Annotated in this window: 8 protein-coding genes; 5 read left to right on the top strand and 3 right to left on the bottom strand. The window is 70.6% G+C overall.

Going from position 1 to position 15,389, the window contains the following annotated elements:
- The first annotated feature begins 249 nt into the window (after positions 1–249).
- The 3 genes from ASG43_RS04830 to ASG43_RS04820 all read left to right on the top strand — a co-directional run bounded on the left by ASG43_RS04830 (position 250) and on the right by ASG43_RS04820 (position 9,243).
- Positions 250–6,582: a type I polyketide synthase gene (locus ASG43_RS04830; RefSeq protein WP_162244672.1), complete on the top strand. Its 6,333-nt coding sequence runs from the start codon at positions 250–252 to the stop codon at positions 6,580–6,582.
- Positions 6,582–7,373 carry an alpha/beta fold hydrolase gene (locus ASG43_RS04825; RefSeq protein ID WP_056500769.1) on the top strand — a complete coding sequence of 264 codons (792 nt, stop codon included), beginning with the start codon at positions 6,582–6,584 and terminating at the stop codon, positions 7,371–7,373. The genes ASG43_RS04830 and ASG43_RS04825 overlap by 1 nt, the downstream gene beginning before the upstream one ends.
- A gap of 79 nt (positions 7,374–7,452) precedes the next feature.
- Positions 7,453–9,243 carry a fatty acyl-AMP ligase gene (locus ASG43_RS04820; protein ID WP_056500766.1) on the top strand — a complete coding sequence of 597 codons (1,791 nt, stop codon included), beginning with the start codon at positions 7,453–7,455 and terminating at the stop codon, positions 9,241–9,243.
- Between the two features lie 86 nt (positions 9,244–9,329).
- Here ASG43_RS04820 and ASG43_RS04815 read toward each other — a convergent pair whose 3' ends face one another.
- Genes ASG43_RS04815 through ASG43_RS04805 form a run of 3 tightly spaced genes read right to left on the bottom strand, consistent with a single transcriptional unit; the run spans position 9,330 to position 12,282 of the window.
- Positions 9,330–10,439 carry an HlyD family efflux transporter periplasmic adaptor subunit gene (locus tag ASG43_RS04815; protein WP_056500763.1) on the bottom strand — a complete coding sequence of 370 codons (1,110 nt, stop codon included), beginning with the start codon at positions 10,437–10,439 and terminating at the stop codon, positions 9,330–9,332.
- Complete coding sequence (locus tag ASG43_RS04810; RefSeq protein ID WP_056500759.1) at positions 10,436–11,161, bottom strand: ABC transporter ATP-binding protein; 726 nt, start codon at positions 11,159–11,161, stop codon at positions 10,436–10,438. The genes ASG43_RS04815 and ASG43_RS04810 overlap by 4 nt, the downstream gene beginning before the upstream one ends.
- On the bottom strand, positions 11,158–12,282 hold the full coding sequence (locus tag ASG43_RS04805; RefSeq protein WP_056500755.1) for an ABC transporter permease: 1,125 nt from the start codon (positions 12,280–12,282) through the stop codon (positions 11,158–11,160). Before ASG43_RS04805 ends, ASG43_RS04810 begins: the two co-directional genes overlap by 4 nt.
- A gap of 397 nt (positions 12,283–12,679) precedes the next feature.
- Here ASG43_RS04805 and ASG43_RS04800 point away from each other — a divergent pair, with 397 nt between their 5' ends.
- Together ASG43_RS04800 and ASG43_RS04795 are read left to right on the top strand one after the other, a co-directional pair.
- Positions 12,680–13,252 carry an acyl carrier protein gene (locus ASG43_RS04800; RefSeq protein ID WP_056500752.1) on the top strand — a complete coding sequence of 191 codons (573 nt, stop codon included), beginning with the start codon at positions 12,680–12,682 and terminating at the stop codon, positions 13,250–13,252.
- A complete protein-coding gene (locus ASG43_RS04795; RefSeq protein ID WP_056500749.1) occupies positions 13,249–15,375 on the top strand; it encodes an AMP-binding protein in 2,127 nt (708 codons plus the stop codon). Before ASG43_RS04800 ends, ASG43_RS04795 begins: the two co-directional genes overlap by 4 nt.
- Positions 15,376–15,389: the final 14 nt, after the last annotated feature.

Here is a 15,389-nt window from a genome sequence, read left to right as displayed (position 1 = left end):
CTTCGATCGACGACATCGCTATGCTGCGATCTCGTAGCGTCTCGATGGAGCTATCTAATCGAGAAAGTCGAAAGGGAGATTTCCGCAAATAGGAACAATTTGAAATGTGCGTCTCTTCTTGCGGGTATCTATATTCGTTCGGCTGTCTGAGTTTACTACAAGTCGAAATTAACCAGGTCCCTTCACCTTTTCTCGTATGTGAAATGCTACCTCTGTCTCTAGGGAAAGCTTAGAGTGATGAGGTCGACGATGAGCGAGCGTGAGAGAACTGACATTGCCGTGGTCGGAATGGCGTGCCGCTTTCCGGGCGAAGTCCATGATGCCGCGTCCTTTTGGGACTTTCTCCTCGCCAGCGGCGACGGCATCCGCGACGTGCCCGAGGATCGCTGGAGCGTCCGGCGCTTCCACGATGCCGATCCCGCCACGCCGGGCAAGGCGATCATGCGGCGCGGCGGCTTTCTCGGCGGCGATTTCCGCGCCTTCGACCCGCTCTTCTTCGGCATCTCGCCCCGCGAGGCCGCCTATATGGATCCGCAGCAACGGCTTCTCCTCGAGGTCGCCCACGAGGCCATGGAGGACGCCGGTCTCGTTCCGGCGCGGCTCGCCGGCCGCAATGTCGGCGTCTATGTCGGCGGCTTCGCGCTCGATCATCTCATCCAGCTGTCCTCGCCGCTGAGCCGGTCGATCGTCGACACCCACCACACCGCGACGGCGGCGGCGATGACCATGCTCGCCGCGCGCATCGCCTATACGTTCGACTTCCGCGGCCCCGCGATCTCGATCGACACGGCCTGCTCGTCCTCGCTCGTCGCTCTCCATTACGCGGCGCGCGCGCTCCAGACGGGCGAGTGCGACGCGGCGCTGGCCGGCGGCGTCAACCTGATGATGTCGCCGCAATATCCGATCGTGATGAGCAAGGGCCATTTCCTCGCCGCGGACGGTCGCTGCAAGAGCTTCGACGCGCGGGCCGACGGTTATTCGCGCGGCGAGGGCGCCGGCGTCGTCGCACTGAAGCGGCTCCAGGACGCGATCGCCGACGGCGATCCGATCCACGCCGTGCTCGTCGCGACCGGCGTCAACCAGGACGGACACACCAACGGCATCACGGTGCCGAGCGCGGAGGCGCAGGCCGCCCTCGTGCGCGAGGTCGCGGCCGCCGGCGGCGTCGATCTCGCGAGCGTTGCCTATGTCGAGGCGCACGGCACCGGCACGCCGGTCGGCGATCCCCTGGAGGCGCGGGCGCTTGCCGAGACGATCGGCATGGTGCGTCCCGCCGGCCGCCCCGTCGTCATCGGATCGGTGAAGGCCAATATCGGGCATCTGGAAGCGGCGGCCGGCGTCGCGGGCTTCATCAAGGCGTGCCTGGTGGCCAAGACCGGCGTCGTGCCGCCGCAGGCCGGGCTCGGCGATCCCAATCCCGCCATCCCCTTCGCCGAATGGGGCCTGACCCTGCCGCGCAGGGCGACGCCCCTCGATGCCGGAACGCCGGACTTCCACGTCGCGGTCAATTCCTTCGGCTATGGCGGCACCAATGCGCATGCCATCCTGAAACCGTTCGCCGCTCCGGCGGAAGAGCTCTTTACGGCCGCAGCCGGTCCGCAGTTCCTGAAGCTTTCCGCGCGGACGGAACCGGCCCTCGTCGCGCTCGCCGGTGCCTATCGCGAGCGGATCGCCGGCGCCTCGCCGGCCGAGTTGCCCGCCCTGTGCTACAGCGCCGGCGAGCGCCGTTCCGGCTTCGAGCATCGCGCGGTCGTCTTCGGCGACGATGCAAACGCCATCCTCGACGGGCTGGACGCGCTGGCGAGCGGCGAATCGGCGGCGAATCTCGTCTCCCGCTCGTCGAACGCGGTGGATGCGCCGACGGCCTGGGTGTTCTCCGGCATGGGCCCGCAATGGTGGGGCATGGGACGCAAGCTCCTGGCCGAGAACGCGCAGTTCCGCGAGGCCGCGGAGGCGGCGGACGCGATCTTCACGCGCCTGTCCGGCTGGTCGATCCTCGCCGAGATGCTGCGCGACGAGGCCAGCTCGCGGATGGCCGAGACGCAGGTCGCCCAACCCGCCAACTTCATCGTCCAGACCGGTCTCGCCGCCATCCTGATGGCGAAGGGCCTGCGTCCGGCCGCCATTGTCGGCCATTCCGTCGGCGAGGTTTCCGCCGCCTATGTCGCGGGCTCGCTGAGCCTCGAGGACGCGGTGCTCGTCTCCTATCATCGCAGCCGCCTGCAGCAGGGAACGGCCGGCACCGGCACCATGCTGGCCGTCGGCCTGACGCAGGCCGATGCCGAAAGCCGCATCGCCCGCTACGACGGCCGCGTCTCGATCGGCGCCGTGAACGGTCCCGAGGCCGTGACCCTGTCCGGCGAAGCCGCGGCGCTGGAGGAGATCGCCGCCGCGCTGGAGGCCGCCTCGATCTTCCACCGGTTCCTGCGCGTGGAGGTGCCCTATCACAGCCCGCAGATGGAGCCGCTGAAGGCGCCGCTCGCCGAAGCGCTGGCGAGCCTGACGCCGTCCGCTCCGGTCATCGCGCTCTACTCGACGGTCACGGGCGCGCGGATGGGGAGCGCCGAGCGGCACGATGCCGATTACTGGTTCCGCAACGTCCGAGCCCCGGTGCTCTTCGCCCGCGCCATCGAAGCCATGATCGCCGACGGGTATGGCCTCTTCCTCGAAGTCGGCCCGAACCCGGTCCTGACATCGGCGGTCCGCGCCTGCGCGCAAGGCTCCGAGCGTCCCGTCGAGTCGCTCTACACGCTGCGCCGGTCGGAAGACGAGACGCTCGCCCTGCGCCGCATGGTCGCCGATCTCCTCGCCGCCGGCGCGGTCGTGGACTGGCGGCGACTGGCCGGAACCGGGCGCTTCGCACGCCTTCCGACCTATCCCTTCCAGCGCGAGATCCATTGGGCGGAATCGCGCGCGACCGCGAACGATCGCCTCGGCAACGAGATCCATCCCCTGCTCGGCACGCGGCTCGAGGGTCCGCTGCCGGTCTTCGAGGCGGATGTCTCGATCAACTACATGCCCTGGCTGCCCGATCACCGGATCGAGACGGACGTGGTCTTCCCCGCGGCGGCCTATGTCGAGGCCGCGCTGGCCGCGCACGCGGTCATCGAAGGGGAGGAGAGCGCGGTTCTCGAAGCGCTGGATCTTCGCCAGGCGATGCTTGCCGAGCCGGATACGCGCTTTCCCCTGCGCTGGAGCTTCGAGCCCGCGACGCGAACCCTCACCGCCGCGTCCCGGCCCGATCGCGACGGCGACTGGCGCGACCATGCCTCCGTTCGCCTCCTCGCCGCCCGGCCCTGGTCGTCGCCCGCCGTCGATCTCGCGGCCCTCGCCGCCGCCCATGACGACGTCGTCGACGTCGAGGCGCTCTATGCCGGCTTGGCCGCACGGGGCCTCGTCTACGGCCCGGCCTTCCGGACCATCCGGACCTTGCGGCGGCAGGCCGGGTCGGTTCTCGCCGAACTCGCCGTCCACGCCGATCATGCCGCCGAAGCCGCGGGCAGCCGCTTGCACCCGACGCTGCTCGACGGTGCGTTCCAGGCGCTGATCGCGGCCTGTTCGCAAGGGTCCGGCGCGCCCCGCCTGTTCATGCCCGTCTCCATCCGCCGCATCCTCTACCACCGCCCGGCCGGCGCGGCGGTCCAGGCGCTCGGGACCCTCGTCCGCGAGGACGAGACGGCGATCGAAGGCGACATCCGCCTCCTCGCGGCCGACGGCTCGGTCGTCGCCGAACTCCTCGGCTTCACCTGCCGCGCCGTCGCCAGCGCGCAAAACGCCGCCCCGCCGATGGACCGCTGGCTCTTCGCCGAGGAATGGGTGGCCGCCGAGCCCGTCGCCGCCTTCGCCCGCGACGGCCGCTGGCTGCTCGTCAGCGACAACGAAAAGATCGCCGCCCGCCTGTCCGCCTATCTCGAGCGCCAGGGCGCCCGCGAGGTCGTGCGCGTGGCGAGCGACTCCGTCGCGAGCGAGGGGATCGACGCGCTCGCTCGCGGCGACGTCGACGCCGTGATCGACCTGCGGCCGGCGGAAGCCGAGGACGGCGCCGGCGATCCCGTCGGCGGCGACCATGCCGCGCGTCTCGTCGCGCTGCTCCAGCGCCTGCCCGGCACCGCTCCCGCGCCGCGGCTCTATCTCGTCACCCGCGCGTATCGCTCGGTCGCCGGCTCGCTTCCCGCGATCGATCAGGCCGCGGCGGCGGGCGTCCTGCGCGTCGCGGCGCTCGAACGGCCGGAGCTTCGCGCCACCCTCGTCGACCTCGACGCGGACCTGTCGCCGACGACCCTTCGCCGGCTCGGCGCCGAGATCGTCGCGGACGGGAAAGAGGACGAGGTGGTGCTGCGCGGTGCCGATCGCTTCGTTGCGCGGTTGTCGCGGATGAAGGGCCTCGCGGCCGGAAACGAGACGCCGGTCGCGGTCGAAGCTCTCGGTCCCGAGGTGCGCTTCCGCCTCGACGGCGGCACGGGCGGCAGCTTCGACGCGCTGCGGCTGAAGGAGGTCGAACGTCGCGCGCCGGACGCGGGCGAGGTCGAGCTGGCCGTTCTGTCGGCGGCCCTCAACTTCAAGGACGTCCTCAAGGTCCTGGGCGTCCTGCCGAAGAAGGCCTACGAGAGCACGTTCTTCGGCGAAACGCTCGGCATGGAGGCGGCCGCCGTCGTGACCGCGATCGGCGCGGGCGTGTCGCGCTTTTCGGTCGGCCAGCGCATCGTCGCGGCGCTGCCCGACTGCCTTGCCTCCCATGTGACGATCGCCGAGGACCGGCTCTTCGCCCTCGACCTGCCCGCGGAGGTCTCGGGCGCCGACGGCGCGACCATTCCGGTCGCCTTCATGACGGCCTGGTACGGCCTGCACGAACTGGCCCGCCTGCGCCGGGGCGAGCGCGTGCTGATCCATGCCGCCACGGGCGGCGTCGGCCTCGCCGCGATCCAGATCGCGCAATGGCTCGGCGCCGAGATCCACGCGACGGCGGGCAGTCCCGCCAAGCGAGACCATCTGAGGGCGCTCGGCGTCGCCGGCGTCTACGACAGCCGAAGCCTCGCCTTCGCCGAGGAGATCCGCACGGCGACCGGCGGTCGCGGCGTCGACGTGGTGCTGAACTCCCTGTCGGGGGACACCTTCCAGGCGACGCTGCCGCTGCTCGCCTCCTTCGGCCGCTTCGTCGAGATCGGCAAGCGCGACATCATGGAGAACGGCCGCATCCCGATGGGGCTGTTCAACGAGAACCTCTCCTTCTCCTCGGTCGATCTCGACCGGATGATGGTGGAGCGGCCGGCCATGGCGAGCGAGATGCTGGCCGCCATCACCGAGCTGATGCGCGAGGGCGTCGTGACGCCGCTGCCGGTGACGCGCTTCAAGGTCGCAGACCTTCCCGATGCGCTGCGCCACATGGCGCAGGCCAAGCACATCGGCAAGATCGTCGTCGACTTCGAGGACCGCACCGACCTCGCGCTCCTCCCGCGCCGTCCGAGCGCCGGCGCGATCCGGCCCGACGCCGCCTATCTCGTGACCGGCGCCTTCGGCGGCTTCGGCCTCGAACTCTGCCGCTCGCTGGTCGGGCGCGGCTGCCGCCATCTCGTCATGGCGGGCCGGTCCGGCGCCTCCGGCGAGGCAGCCCAGGCGGCGCTGCGGGCGTTCCGGTCGGCCGGCGTTTCGGTGATCGAGGGCCGCCTCGACGTCGCCGATCGCCGCGAGGTCGATGCGCTGCTCCGCGAACTCGATGCGACCGGCGCCGCGCTGGCCGGCGTCTACCACGCCGCCGCCGTGCTCGACGACGCCATGATCGACAATCTCGATCCCGCGCGTATGGAGCGCGCGATGCGGCCGAAGGCCCGCGGGGCGCTGGTGCTGCACGAGGCGACGCAGGGGCGTTTGCTCGACGTCTTCATGCTGTTCTCCTCGGCGACGGCCGTCATCGGCAATCCCGGTCAGGCCAATTACGTGGCGGCCAATGCGGTGCTCGACGCGCTGGCGCGTCGGCGCCGGGCGGACGGTCTGCCCGCCACGGCAGTGGCCTGGGGCGCGATCGGGGGCGTCGGCATGCTCGCCGAGGACGGCGCGGCCTCCCGCCAGCTGGAGCGCGCCGGCGTCCACCGCATCCCGGTCGCGCGCGCCATCGCAGCGCTCGACGCGGTGCTCTCCAACGACGATGTGTCCGGCGCCGTCGCCGTCATGGACGTCGACTTCGCCGCCTGGAGCGGCATGTTCCCCGAGGCGCGCGAGATCCCTCGTTTCGCCGCGTTGATGGCGGAGGGGACCGTGGCGGACGAGCGCTCGGGCGCCGCCGCCATCCTCGCCGCGCTCGAGCCCGCAGAGCGACTGCCCGCCGTCATCGACGGCATCACCAACGTCGTCGCCGGTGCCATGAAGATGCCGGCCGGGCGCATTCCGGCGGATCGTCCGCTTTCCGATCTCGGAATCGACAGCCTGATCGGCGTCGAGCTGCAGGCGGCCCTCGGCCAGCGCTACGGCGTGCAGATCTCGCTGCTCCAGCTCTCCAAGGGCGCGAGCGTCACCGATCTCGCGCGCTCGGTTCTGAAACGCTTCGACCTTGCGGCGGACGCCGCCGGCGACAGGATGGCGGCCTGATGGCGGGGATCGCGACGGACGCCTGGCTCCGGCATCGCCAGGCGCGGCCGGAAGCCCTGGCCCGGCTCTTCTGCTTCCACCATGCCGGCGGCGGCGCCTCGTCCTTCGCCGGCTGGGGCACGCTGGCTCCGGCGGATGTCGAGGTCTGTCCGGTCCAGCTGCCCGGGCGGGAGAACCGCCTGTCCGAGCGGGCCTTCACCGACATGGAGGCGCTCGTCGAGGCGCTGGCCGACGCGCTGGAGCCGATGCTCGATCTGCCGTTCGGCCTCTTCGGCCATTCCATGGGCGCGCGCCTCGCCTATGCGCTCGCGATCGAACTGCGCGATCGCGGCCTGCCGGTTCCCTCCGTCCTCGTCGTCTCCGCCAGCCGGGCTCCGCATCACCCGCCGCTCTTCCCGGACCTGCACACGCTGTCGGACGCGCGCTTGGCCGACGAGCTCGCCGTCATCGGCGGCCTGCCCGAGGCGATCCGCCAGTCCGAGGAGATGATGACGATGATGACGGCGATCGCCCGCGCCGACTTCACCGTGCTGGAGACCTGGCGGCCGCGCGCGGGACAGCGCGTGCCCGCCGCCCTTCTCGCGCTGGGCGGCGAGGACGACCGCTACGCGCCACGCGAGGCCCTGGAGTCCTGGTCGTCCCTGTCCGGCGGACGGTTTCGCTCGAAGCGCCTGCCCGGCGGCCATTTCTACCTGAAGGACCAGCCGGGCGCGGTCGTCGCCGAGGCCTGCTCCGCGCTCTTCCGCAGCCTCGACGACCCCGTCGGGATCGCCAAGGAGGCGCGCCCGTGAGAGCTCTTTCGACCATGCGCTCCGGCCCGCTTTTTTGTCCGGCCGGACACCAGCCGACGTCGTTTCCCGAGGTCCTGCCATGAACAAGCCGATCCGCTCCGCCGACATGCGCCCGATGTCCTTCGCCGATTGGGAGACGGGTACGCTCCTGTCGGTCGTCGAGAGCTGGGCCGTGGAACGTCCGGATGCGGTGGTCTATTCCTGGATGGAGGACGGCGAGACGGTGTCCCGCGACATCACCTTCGCGGGTCTTCGAACCGAGGCCCGCGCGGTCGGTGCGACGGTCGCGCGTTTCGCCAAGCCGGGCGAGCGGGTGATGCTCCTCTATGGCGACGGGCCGGACTACGTGATCGGCCTTCTCGGCTGCCTCTATGCCGGCGCGATCCCGGTCTCCGGCGTTCATCCCGGCGTCCTCAAGGCCTTCGAGCGCTTCATCGGGGTCGTGCGCGACTGCGGGGCGCGGGCTGTGCTCGGGCCGCACGACGTGCTGGCCGAGATGCAGCGGATCGACGAGGACGCGGTCGACGAGCTCGGCCTGAAATGGCTTGCCAGCGACCGGCTGCCGGCGGTCCGTCCAGGCGCCGGGGAGCCTTTGCCGGGTCTTTTCCAGGGCAACGGAGACCTCGCGCTCATCCAGTACACGTCCGGCTCGACCCGCGCGCCCCGCGGCGTCGCGCTGACCCATCGCAATATTCTCCACAACCTCGCGACCCAGGCCGAGAGCTTCGGCTACCGGCTCGGCGATGTCGGCGTCTCCTGGCTTCCCCTGTCGCACGACATGGGGCTGATCGGCGCGGTGCTGATGGCGCTGCAGGTCGGCGGGCGCTGCGTCATGTTCTCGCCGGCCCGCTTCCTGCGCAAGCCGGAGCGCTGGCTGAAGGCGATCGCCCGCTTCGGCGCGACCATTTCCGGCGGTCCGAACTTCGCCTACGATCTCTGCGCGCGCCGCATTCCGCCGGCTGCGCTGGAGGGGCTCGATCTCTCCGCCTGGAATCTCGCCTTCAACGGCGCGGAGCCCGTGCGCCAGGCGGTGCTCGACCGGTTCGCGGCTTTCGCCGCGCCGGCCGGGTTCCGCGCCGAGGCCTTCTATCCCTGCTATGGGCTCGCCGAGGCGACGCTCTTCGTGTCCGGCGGCCGGCCGGGGACGGCCGGACATGCCGTGTCGATCGACAGCGCGAGCCTCGAGACCGGACGACCCGTCCGCGCTGCGCCGGATGCGGCCCCCGGCAGCGTCTCGACCCTCGTCGGCTGCGGCGCGGCGGCGGGCGGCCAGCGGCTCGAGATCGTCGATACCGTGTCCGGCGAAGCCCTCGGCGAGGGACGCGTCGGCGAGATCTGGTTGCAGGGCCCGAGCGTCGCAGCCGGCTATTTCGGTCGCAAGAGCGAGAACGCCGAGGTCTTCGGCGGCTGGCTCGCCAGCGGGGCGGGGCCGTTCCTGCGCACCGGCGATCTCGGCTTCCGGCTCGACGGCGAGATCTTCGTCACCGGGCGAGCGCGCGATCTCATTGTCCTGCGCGGTCGCAACCATTATCCGCAGGACATCGAGGCGACGGCCGAGGACGCCCACGGCGGCGTTCGCCGCGGCGCGTCCGCCGCGTTCATGACCGAAGATGCGGACAAGCTCGGCTTCATGATCGCCTGCGAGATCGCTCCGGTGGACGAGACCGAGCGCCTCGCCATCGCGCGCACGCTCGCGGCACGGATCGCCGCGGCGCACGGCATCGGCCCGGAGCGGGTCGTCCTCCTTTCGGCCGGCGGCGTCCTGAAGACGCCGAGCGGCAAGATCCAGCGCTCGCAGACGGCGGCGCGGATCTTCGACGGGACGGCCGACATGCTTCTCGATCACCGGCCGCGGGCGCCGCGCTCGTAGACGGGGCGCGATCTGCGGCCGGCGTCCCGACGCGCCGGTCGTCCCGGCTTGCGGCCGGGCCCTGACCCACGTCGTCGTGGTTCGGCCTATTCGCGGATCGCCCAGTCGAAGAGCGGCGTGTCCGATGCGTCGGAGACCCGCTGGAGGCCGCTGTCGGGGTCGATGAACACGTCGACGCGCAGGTCCACCGGGATCGCACGGCCTTCGGCCAGCGCGATGATCACGTCGAGCACGCGGGAATCGCGCTTCTCGCCGGCCGTATCGGCATCGACGATCTTGGTGCCGATGCGCGGGCTGACGCGGACGATCTCGCCGGACAGGCGATGGTCGCCGAAGGCGGGCGCCGTGATCTCGGCCGTCTGGCCGATGGCCAGACCGGCGATCTCCGCTTCGTCGATCTGGGCGCGAACCACCAGCTTCGACGTATCGCCGATCTCGGCGATGGCGGTGGAGGGCTGGGTGGAAACGGCCTCGCCGGCCTCCTTGAACAGGCGCAGCACCGTCCCGTCGCTGCTCGCGCGGATGAAGGTCTTGGTGAGATAGGCCTTGGCTTCCGCAAGCTGTTCCTCCGCCAGAGCCACTTCGGCGCGGGCGGCCGCCAATTCCTCGACGCGCGCGCCCTCTACGATGAGCGACAGGCCCTGGACCGCCGCCTTCAACTGCTGGCGCGCGGCGGTGCGGGCATTGCCGGCGGTCTGCAGGCCCTTTTTGGAAATCGCACCGGATTTCTGCAGCTTGGCCGCCCGTTGGAAATCGGCTTCGGCGAGTTCCACGTCGGCGGTGAGCTCGGCGACGCGGCTCTCGGCCTGTGCGACCTCCTGGTTGCGCGAACCGTTCTCGATCCGGAGGAGGTCGGCCTTGCGGATCGCCAGCTGCGCCTCGCCCTGCGCGACCTTGGCCTTCAACTCGCCGTTGCCGAGCTCGGCGATGAGGTCGCCCCGCCTGACGCGGTCGCCCTCGGCCACGTGAATGGCGAAGATCACGCCCGGCAGTTCGGACGCGAGCTCGATCGTGCCGCCCGCGGGTTCGACGACCCCGAGACCGGCGATCGTCGACGCGGGACGGTCGGCCTTCGCCGGCGGCTTGATCTGGCTGGCGGCTTCGGGCGGCGCACCGTCTTCCCCGCCGGTGAACCAGTAGCCGAGAAAGGCCATGGCCATGATGCCGACCGAGAGCCGCTTGGTCGTCCGTTTCATGCGATCTCTCCGGACAGCTTCGTCGAAGGCTTGGCGTGTTCGGTGACGATCCGCCCGTCCTCGACGGTGATTTCGCGGTCGGCCTTGTCCGCCAGGCGCTGGTCGTGGGACACCAGAACCACGATGCGGCCCTCGCGGTGGGCGAGGCCCCGCAGCGTCTCCACCACGGTCTGGCCGCTGGCGCCGTCGAGCGCGGCGGTCGGCTCGTCGGCGAGGATGATCAGGGGATCGTGCGCCAGCGCCCGCGCCACGGCGACACGCTGTCGCTGCCCGCCGGACAGCTGACCCGGCCGGTGATCGGCGCGATGGGCGAGGCCGAGATCGTCGAGGAGCTGGCGCGCGCGGCGCTCGCCCGCCCGGCGGTCGCGGCCGACGAGATCGAGCGGCAGCGCCACGTTCTCCCAGGCCGTGAGGGTCGGAAAGAGATTGAAGAACTGGAACACGAAGCCGATCCTCGACAGGCGGATCGCCTGGAGTTGCTTCTGGCTGAGCCCGCTGGTCGGCGCGCCGCAGATGGTGACCCGTCCCCGGTCGGGCGTCTTCAGGGCGCCCATGAGTTGCAGGAGGGTCGTCTTCCCGCTGCCGGAGGGGCCGCGGATGAGGAGAACCTCGCCGGGGCGGGCAACCAGCGAGACCCCGCGCAGCGCGAGCGTCGCGGCCTCTCCGCGTCCATAGGTCAGGGCCACATCCTCGACGACCAGCGAGCGATCGGACGCGCTCATCGGAAGACGCTCGTCGGATCGATGCTGTAGAGCTTTCGCACGGCGATCAACGAGGCGAGGGCGCACATGCCGAGCGTCAGCACCCCGATCATCAGGAGCGTCAGAGGGGAGAGCAGGATCGCGGCCGGTGAGGAGGTGGAAGAGGCCGCCATCATCCAGGCGATCGTTCCGGCGATGACGAAGCCGATCGTGCCGGCGATCATCGCCTGCTTCAGGACGATGGCGTTGAGATAGCCGCTGCCGGCCCCGATGGCGCTGAGCGTGGCGTATTCCGCCAGACGCTCGACCGTCGCGGCGTAGAGCGTCTGGGCGACGATCACGACGCCGACGAGCGCGCCCAGCGCGGCGCCGAGGACCAAAGCCGATCCCGCGCCGGTGGTGAGGATCCAGTAGTCGCGCGTGCGGGCCGCGAAATCGACGGTCGTCAGGACGTCTTCCTTGGCCAGCACCGTGCCGAGCTCGGCCGCGAGCGCCGCCGGATCGACACCCGGCCCGGCCTTCACGAGCATGTAGCTCGCGTCGCCGTCCGGGATGTTGGTGTAGCGCAGCGCATTGGCATAGGACGTGAAGACGTAAGGGGACTGCGTGAAGGTGCGCACGCCTTCGGTGAAGCCGACGATGACGGCGCGCCGCTCGGCGATCTCGACACGGTCGCCGATGGCCTTCACGCCGAGCTTCTCGGCGTAGAGACGGTCGATCATCACCGCGTTCGGCGCGGACAAGGCTTCGATCGAGCCCTCCACGACATTCCAGGGCGCCGCGAGGCGGGTCTGCGGATCGAAGCCGACGATGATGACGGATTCGGTGCCGCCGGCCGGCTTGCGCCAGCCGGTGAACTGGATGATCGTCCGGCTGACGTCGGCGACGCCCGGCACGGCCAGCGCGCGATAGAAGATCGGCTGGCGCAGGATGCCCGACTGATCGACGTTGCTCGTGCCCTGAGCGATGACCCAGACATCGGCTCCCGACCTCTCGACGAGGCCCGCCGACGCGCGGATGAAGCCGAAGAGCATGCCCGTCTGCATCGAGATGAGGACGACGGCGAAGACGATGCCGATCACCGTCGCCGCGAAGCGGACGGGATCGTATCGAAGATTTCGCCAGGCAATCAGGGTGGTCATGCCGCAAGATCCCGAGGGGCGCTTCGGCCCTCGAAGGGCCCCGGACGCAGGGTGACGCCGCAACCGCGCAACCCTCGGCCGAGCCTCTTCATCCACAGACCCCCGCTCTGCGCGCCGTTCGGGGCGAGCAAGTAAAGCGGGGCTCCGTCACCCAAGGTAATGGCCATGCGTTAAGATGCGATGAGGAGAGCCGGCCCTCCGGGGGCTCGGCCGTGCCGGAGGCGCGGGTTGTCCTGCCACTTACCAAGCGTCACGAACTGATCCCGTGGTTCAGAGGGATTTCATAACTTCCGCGCTAAGGTCCGATGCTGGGCTTCGACTCGTCCTCATCTGACGGACCTCGCCGCTCGGTCGTTCCGTCTCTCTTCGACAAATATCATAAGGGCAGATTACTATCATGCCGCAGACGTTCAGCCGGGACCTGGCGGATCGCTTCGCATCCCTCTTGCGAATGCCCGTCGCCCAGATCGACACCACGGCGAACGTGCTCGATCTCGGCGCGGATTCCATCATGCTCCTGGAGGCGCGAACGGCGATCGAAGCCCGATACGGCCAGCGGATCGAGATCCGCCGCTTCTTCGAGGACCTCACCACGATCGACGCGATCGCAGACTTCCTGGCTGCGGCGGCGCCGGCCGCCGGCGGACAGGCCCGGGCCGAACCGCTGTTCAACCCTCCATCCGTCGAACCCGTCAGCGTCGACGACAGCCGGCCGTCCGCCCGGCCCGCGCCGGACGCCGCCGCTCCCGCCGCTCTCGAAGCCGCCGATCTCCGGCTGATGCAGGCGCAACTCGCGCTCGTCGCCGAGGTCATCGAATCCCAGAACCGCTTCGCCGGAGCCCGGCGCCGCCGCGCCGGCATCAAGGCGGCAATCGTCGCGTCGGGGACGAGAGACGCCGCGACCGCCGGCGCGACACCATCAGCGGGCGAAGGGCCCGCCTCCCAGGGCATCGAGGTCGACGCGGCATGAGCACCAGCGCCTTTCACACCATCGTCGACCGTCTCTTCGAGCGCGCGGCGGCGCAACCGGATCAACGCGCCTACCGCTTCCACGAAGCGCGTGCGGAGGCGCCGACGGATCTGTCGATCGGCGCTCTCGACGAGGGGACACGGAGGATCGCCGCCGCCTTGCAGGCGAGGGGTCTCAAGGGCGAGCGCGTCGTCCTCGCGCTGCCGCACGCGCCGGCTTTCATCCTCGCCTTCTTCGGCTGCCTCGCCGCGGGCGCGATGGCCGTTCCCGTGCCCCAGCAGCGGCAGGGACGGAGCGACCGGCGCTTCCTGTCCGTCCTTGCCGATGCCCGGCCCGCTCTCGTGATCGCGGATGCCGCGTCGGCCGAGTGGATGCGCGAGCGCGCACCGGGGGAGGGGGCCGCGCCGGTCGTGACGACGGTGGAGGAGCTGATGGAAGAGCCGGGCGATTTCCGCCGCGAGCGCTTCGCCGAGGCCGATGTCGCTGTCCTCCAGTACACGTCCGGAAGCACCGGCGACCCGAAGGGCGTCATGGTCTCGCACGGCAACATCATGGAGAATGCCCGGATCATCGCCGAGAAGCTGCGCGTCACGCCGCAGTCCCGCGGCGTTCTCTGGTTGCCCTTCTATCACGACATGGGGCTCGTCGGCGCCGTGATCCTGCCGATGTTCGTCCACGGGACGGCCGACCTCATGTCGCCCCAGGCCTTCGTGCAATCGCCGATGACCTGGCTGCGCAAGCTCTCGGAGATCCGGGCGACGACGGCCGTCGCGCCGAATTTCGCGCTGGAGCGGTGCTGCGACATGGCGACGCCCGAGAGCATCGCCGAGCTCGATCTGTCCGGCCTCGTCTGCCTGCTCACGGGGTCCGAACCCGTCAACGCGACCACGCTGGAGCGCTTCTGCGCCACGTTCGCGCCGGCCGGCTTCCGGCGCGACGCCTGCCTTCCCGCCTATGGCCTGGCCGAAGCGACGCTGCTGGCCACCGGCAATCTCCACGACGGCGTCGGCCCGACGATCCGCAGCTTCGACCGGAGCGCGCTGGCCGCCCATCGCGTGGAGCCGGCGACGGGAGCCGCGCCGGGCGTGCGCCTCGTCGGCAACGGCGCGCCGGAGGGCCGCGTGCGCATCGCCGATCCCGAGACCGGGCGATCGCTCCCCGCCGGCGCGATCGGCGAAATCTGGCTGACGGGTCCCAGCATCGCTTCGGGCTATTGGAACCGGCCGGACACGACGGCCGCCGCGTTCGGCGCGCGGCTCTCGGACGAAGCGGCGGCGGGACCGTTCTACCGGACGGGGGATCTCGGCTTTCTCCTCGACGACGACCTCTTCGTGACGGGGCGGCTCAAGGATCTCATCATCGTGCGCGGGCGCAACCTCTATCCCCAGGACATCGAGGAAACCGCCACGCGGGACCTTCCCGAACTGGCCACCGGCGCCGCGGCCGCCTTCCCCGTCGATCGCGGCCGGGGCGAGGAGGTCGTGCTCGTCGTCGAGGCGACGCGGGGCGGCCTCGCCGTCCTGAAGGACGAGGCGGGCGCCTCGGCCCTCGCGACCGCCGTCCTCCAGCGTCTTTCCGAGGGCTGCGACATCACGCCGGCCGAGATCTGCGTCGTCCAACCCGGGCGCGTGCCGCGCACGTCCAGCGGCAAGATCCAGCGCGCCGCAGCTCGCCAGGAGTGGTTCGACACGGGTTTCGAGGCGCATTGCGTGCATCGCTGGATCCGGCCGTCGGCGACGACCGGCGAGGCCGAGGCGAGCGCGGCTCCCGTCCATGTGCACGATCGCGGAAGTCTCGAAGCCTGGCTGATCGAGCGGCTGGCGCATCATTCCGGGCAGCCGCCCCACCTCGTCGATCTCGACGAGCCCTTCGCGAGCTACGGGCTCGACAGCGTCACCGCGATCGAGATGATCTCGGCGATCAATGCCCTTGCGATCGGCAACCGCGCCGTCGAGCCGGTCGATCTCTACGACCATCCGACGATCCAGCGCCTGCTCGACCACATGTTCCAGAGCGCCGTTCCGCAGCCCTCGTCCGATCGCCGGCCCGTGCCGGCGGCGGCCGGGCCTCAGAGCGATCTCGACCGCGAGGCCGCCGCGCTTCGCGCCCTCCTCGACGGCTGATGCCCCGCTTCTCA

This window comes from Aureimonas sp. Leaf454 (genome assembly GCF_001424685.1).
GTDB lineage: Bacteria > Pseudomonadota > Alphaproteobacteria > Rhizobiales > Rhizobiaceae > Plantimonas.
Note: the sequence above shows the minus strand (reverse complement) of the source record. Positions and strands in the feature narration are given on the sequence as shown.

Coding starts and splice junctions, on each gene's coding strand:
- ASG43_RS04830 (WP_162244672.1), top strand. CDS start 250: ATGAGCGAGCGTGAGAGAACTGACATTGCCGTGGTCGGAATGGCGTGC.
- ASG43_RS04825 (WP_056500769.1), top strand. CDS start 6,582: ATGGCGGGGATCGCGACGGACGCCTGGCTCCGGCATCGCCAGGCGCGG.
- ASG43_RS04820 (WP_056500766.1), top strand. CDS start 7,453: ATGAACAAGCCGATCCGCTCCGCCGACATGCGCCCGATGTCCTTCGCC.
- ASG43_RS04815 (WP_056500763.1), bottom strand. CDS start 10,439: ATGAAACGGACGACCAAGCGGCTCTCGGTCGGCATCATGGCCATGGCC.
- ASG43_RS04810 (WP_056500759.1), bottom strand. CDS start 11,161: ATGAGCGCGTCCGATCGCTCGCTGGTCGTCGAGGATGTGGCCCTGACC.
- ASG43_RS04805 (WP_056500755.1), bottom strand. CDS start 12,282: ATGACCACCCTGATTGCCTGGCGAAATCTTCGATACGATCCCGTCCGC.
- ASG43_RS04800 (WP_056500752.1), top strand. CDS start 12,680: ATGCCGCAGACGTTCAGCCGGGACCTGGCGGATCGCTTCGCATCCCTC.
- ASG43_RS04795 (WP_056500749.1), top strand. CDS start 13,249: ATGAGCACCAGCGCCTTTCACACCATCGTCGACCGTCTCTTCGAGCGC.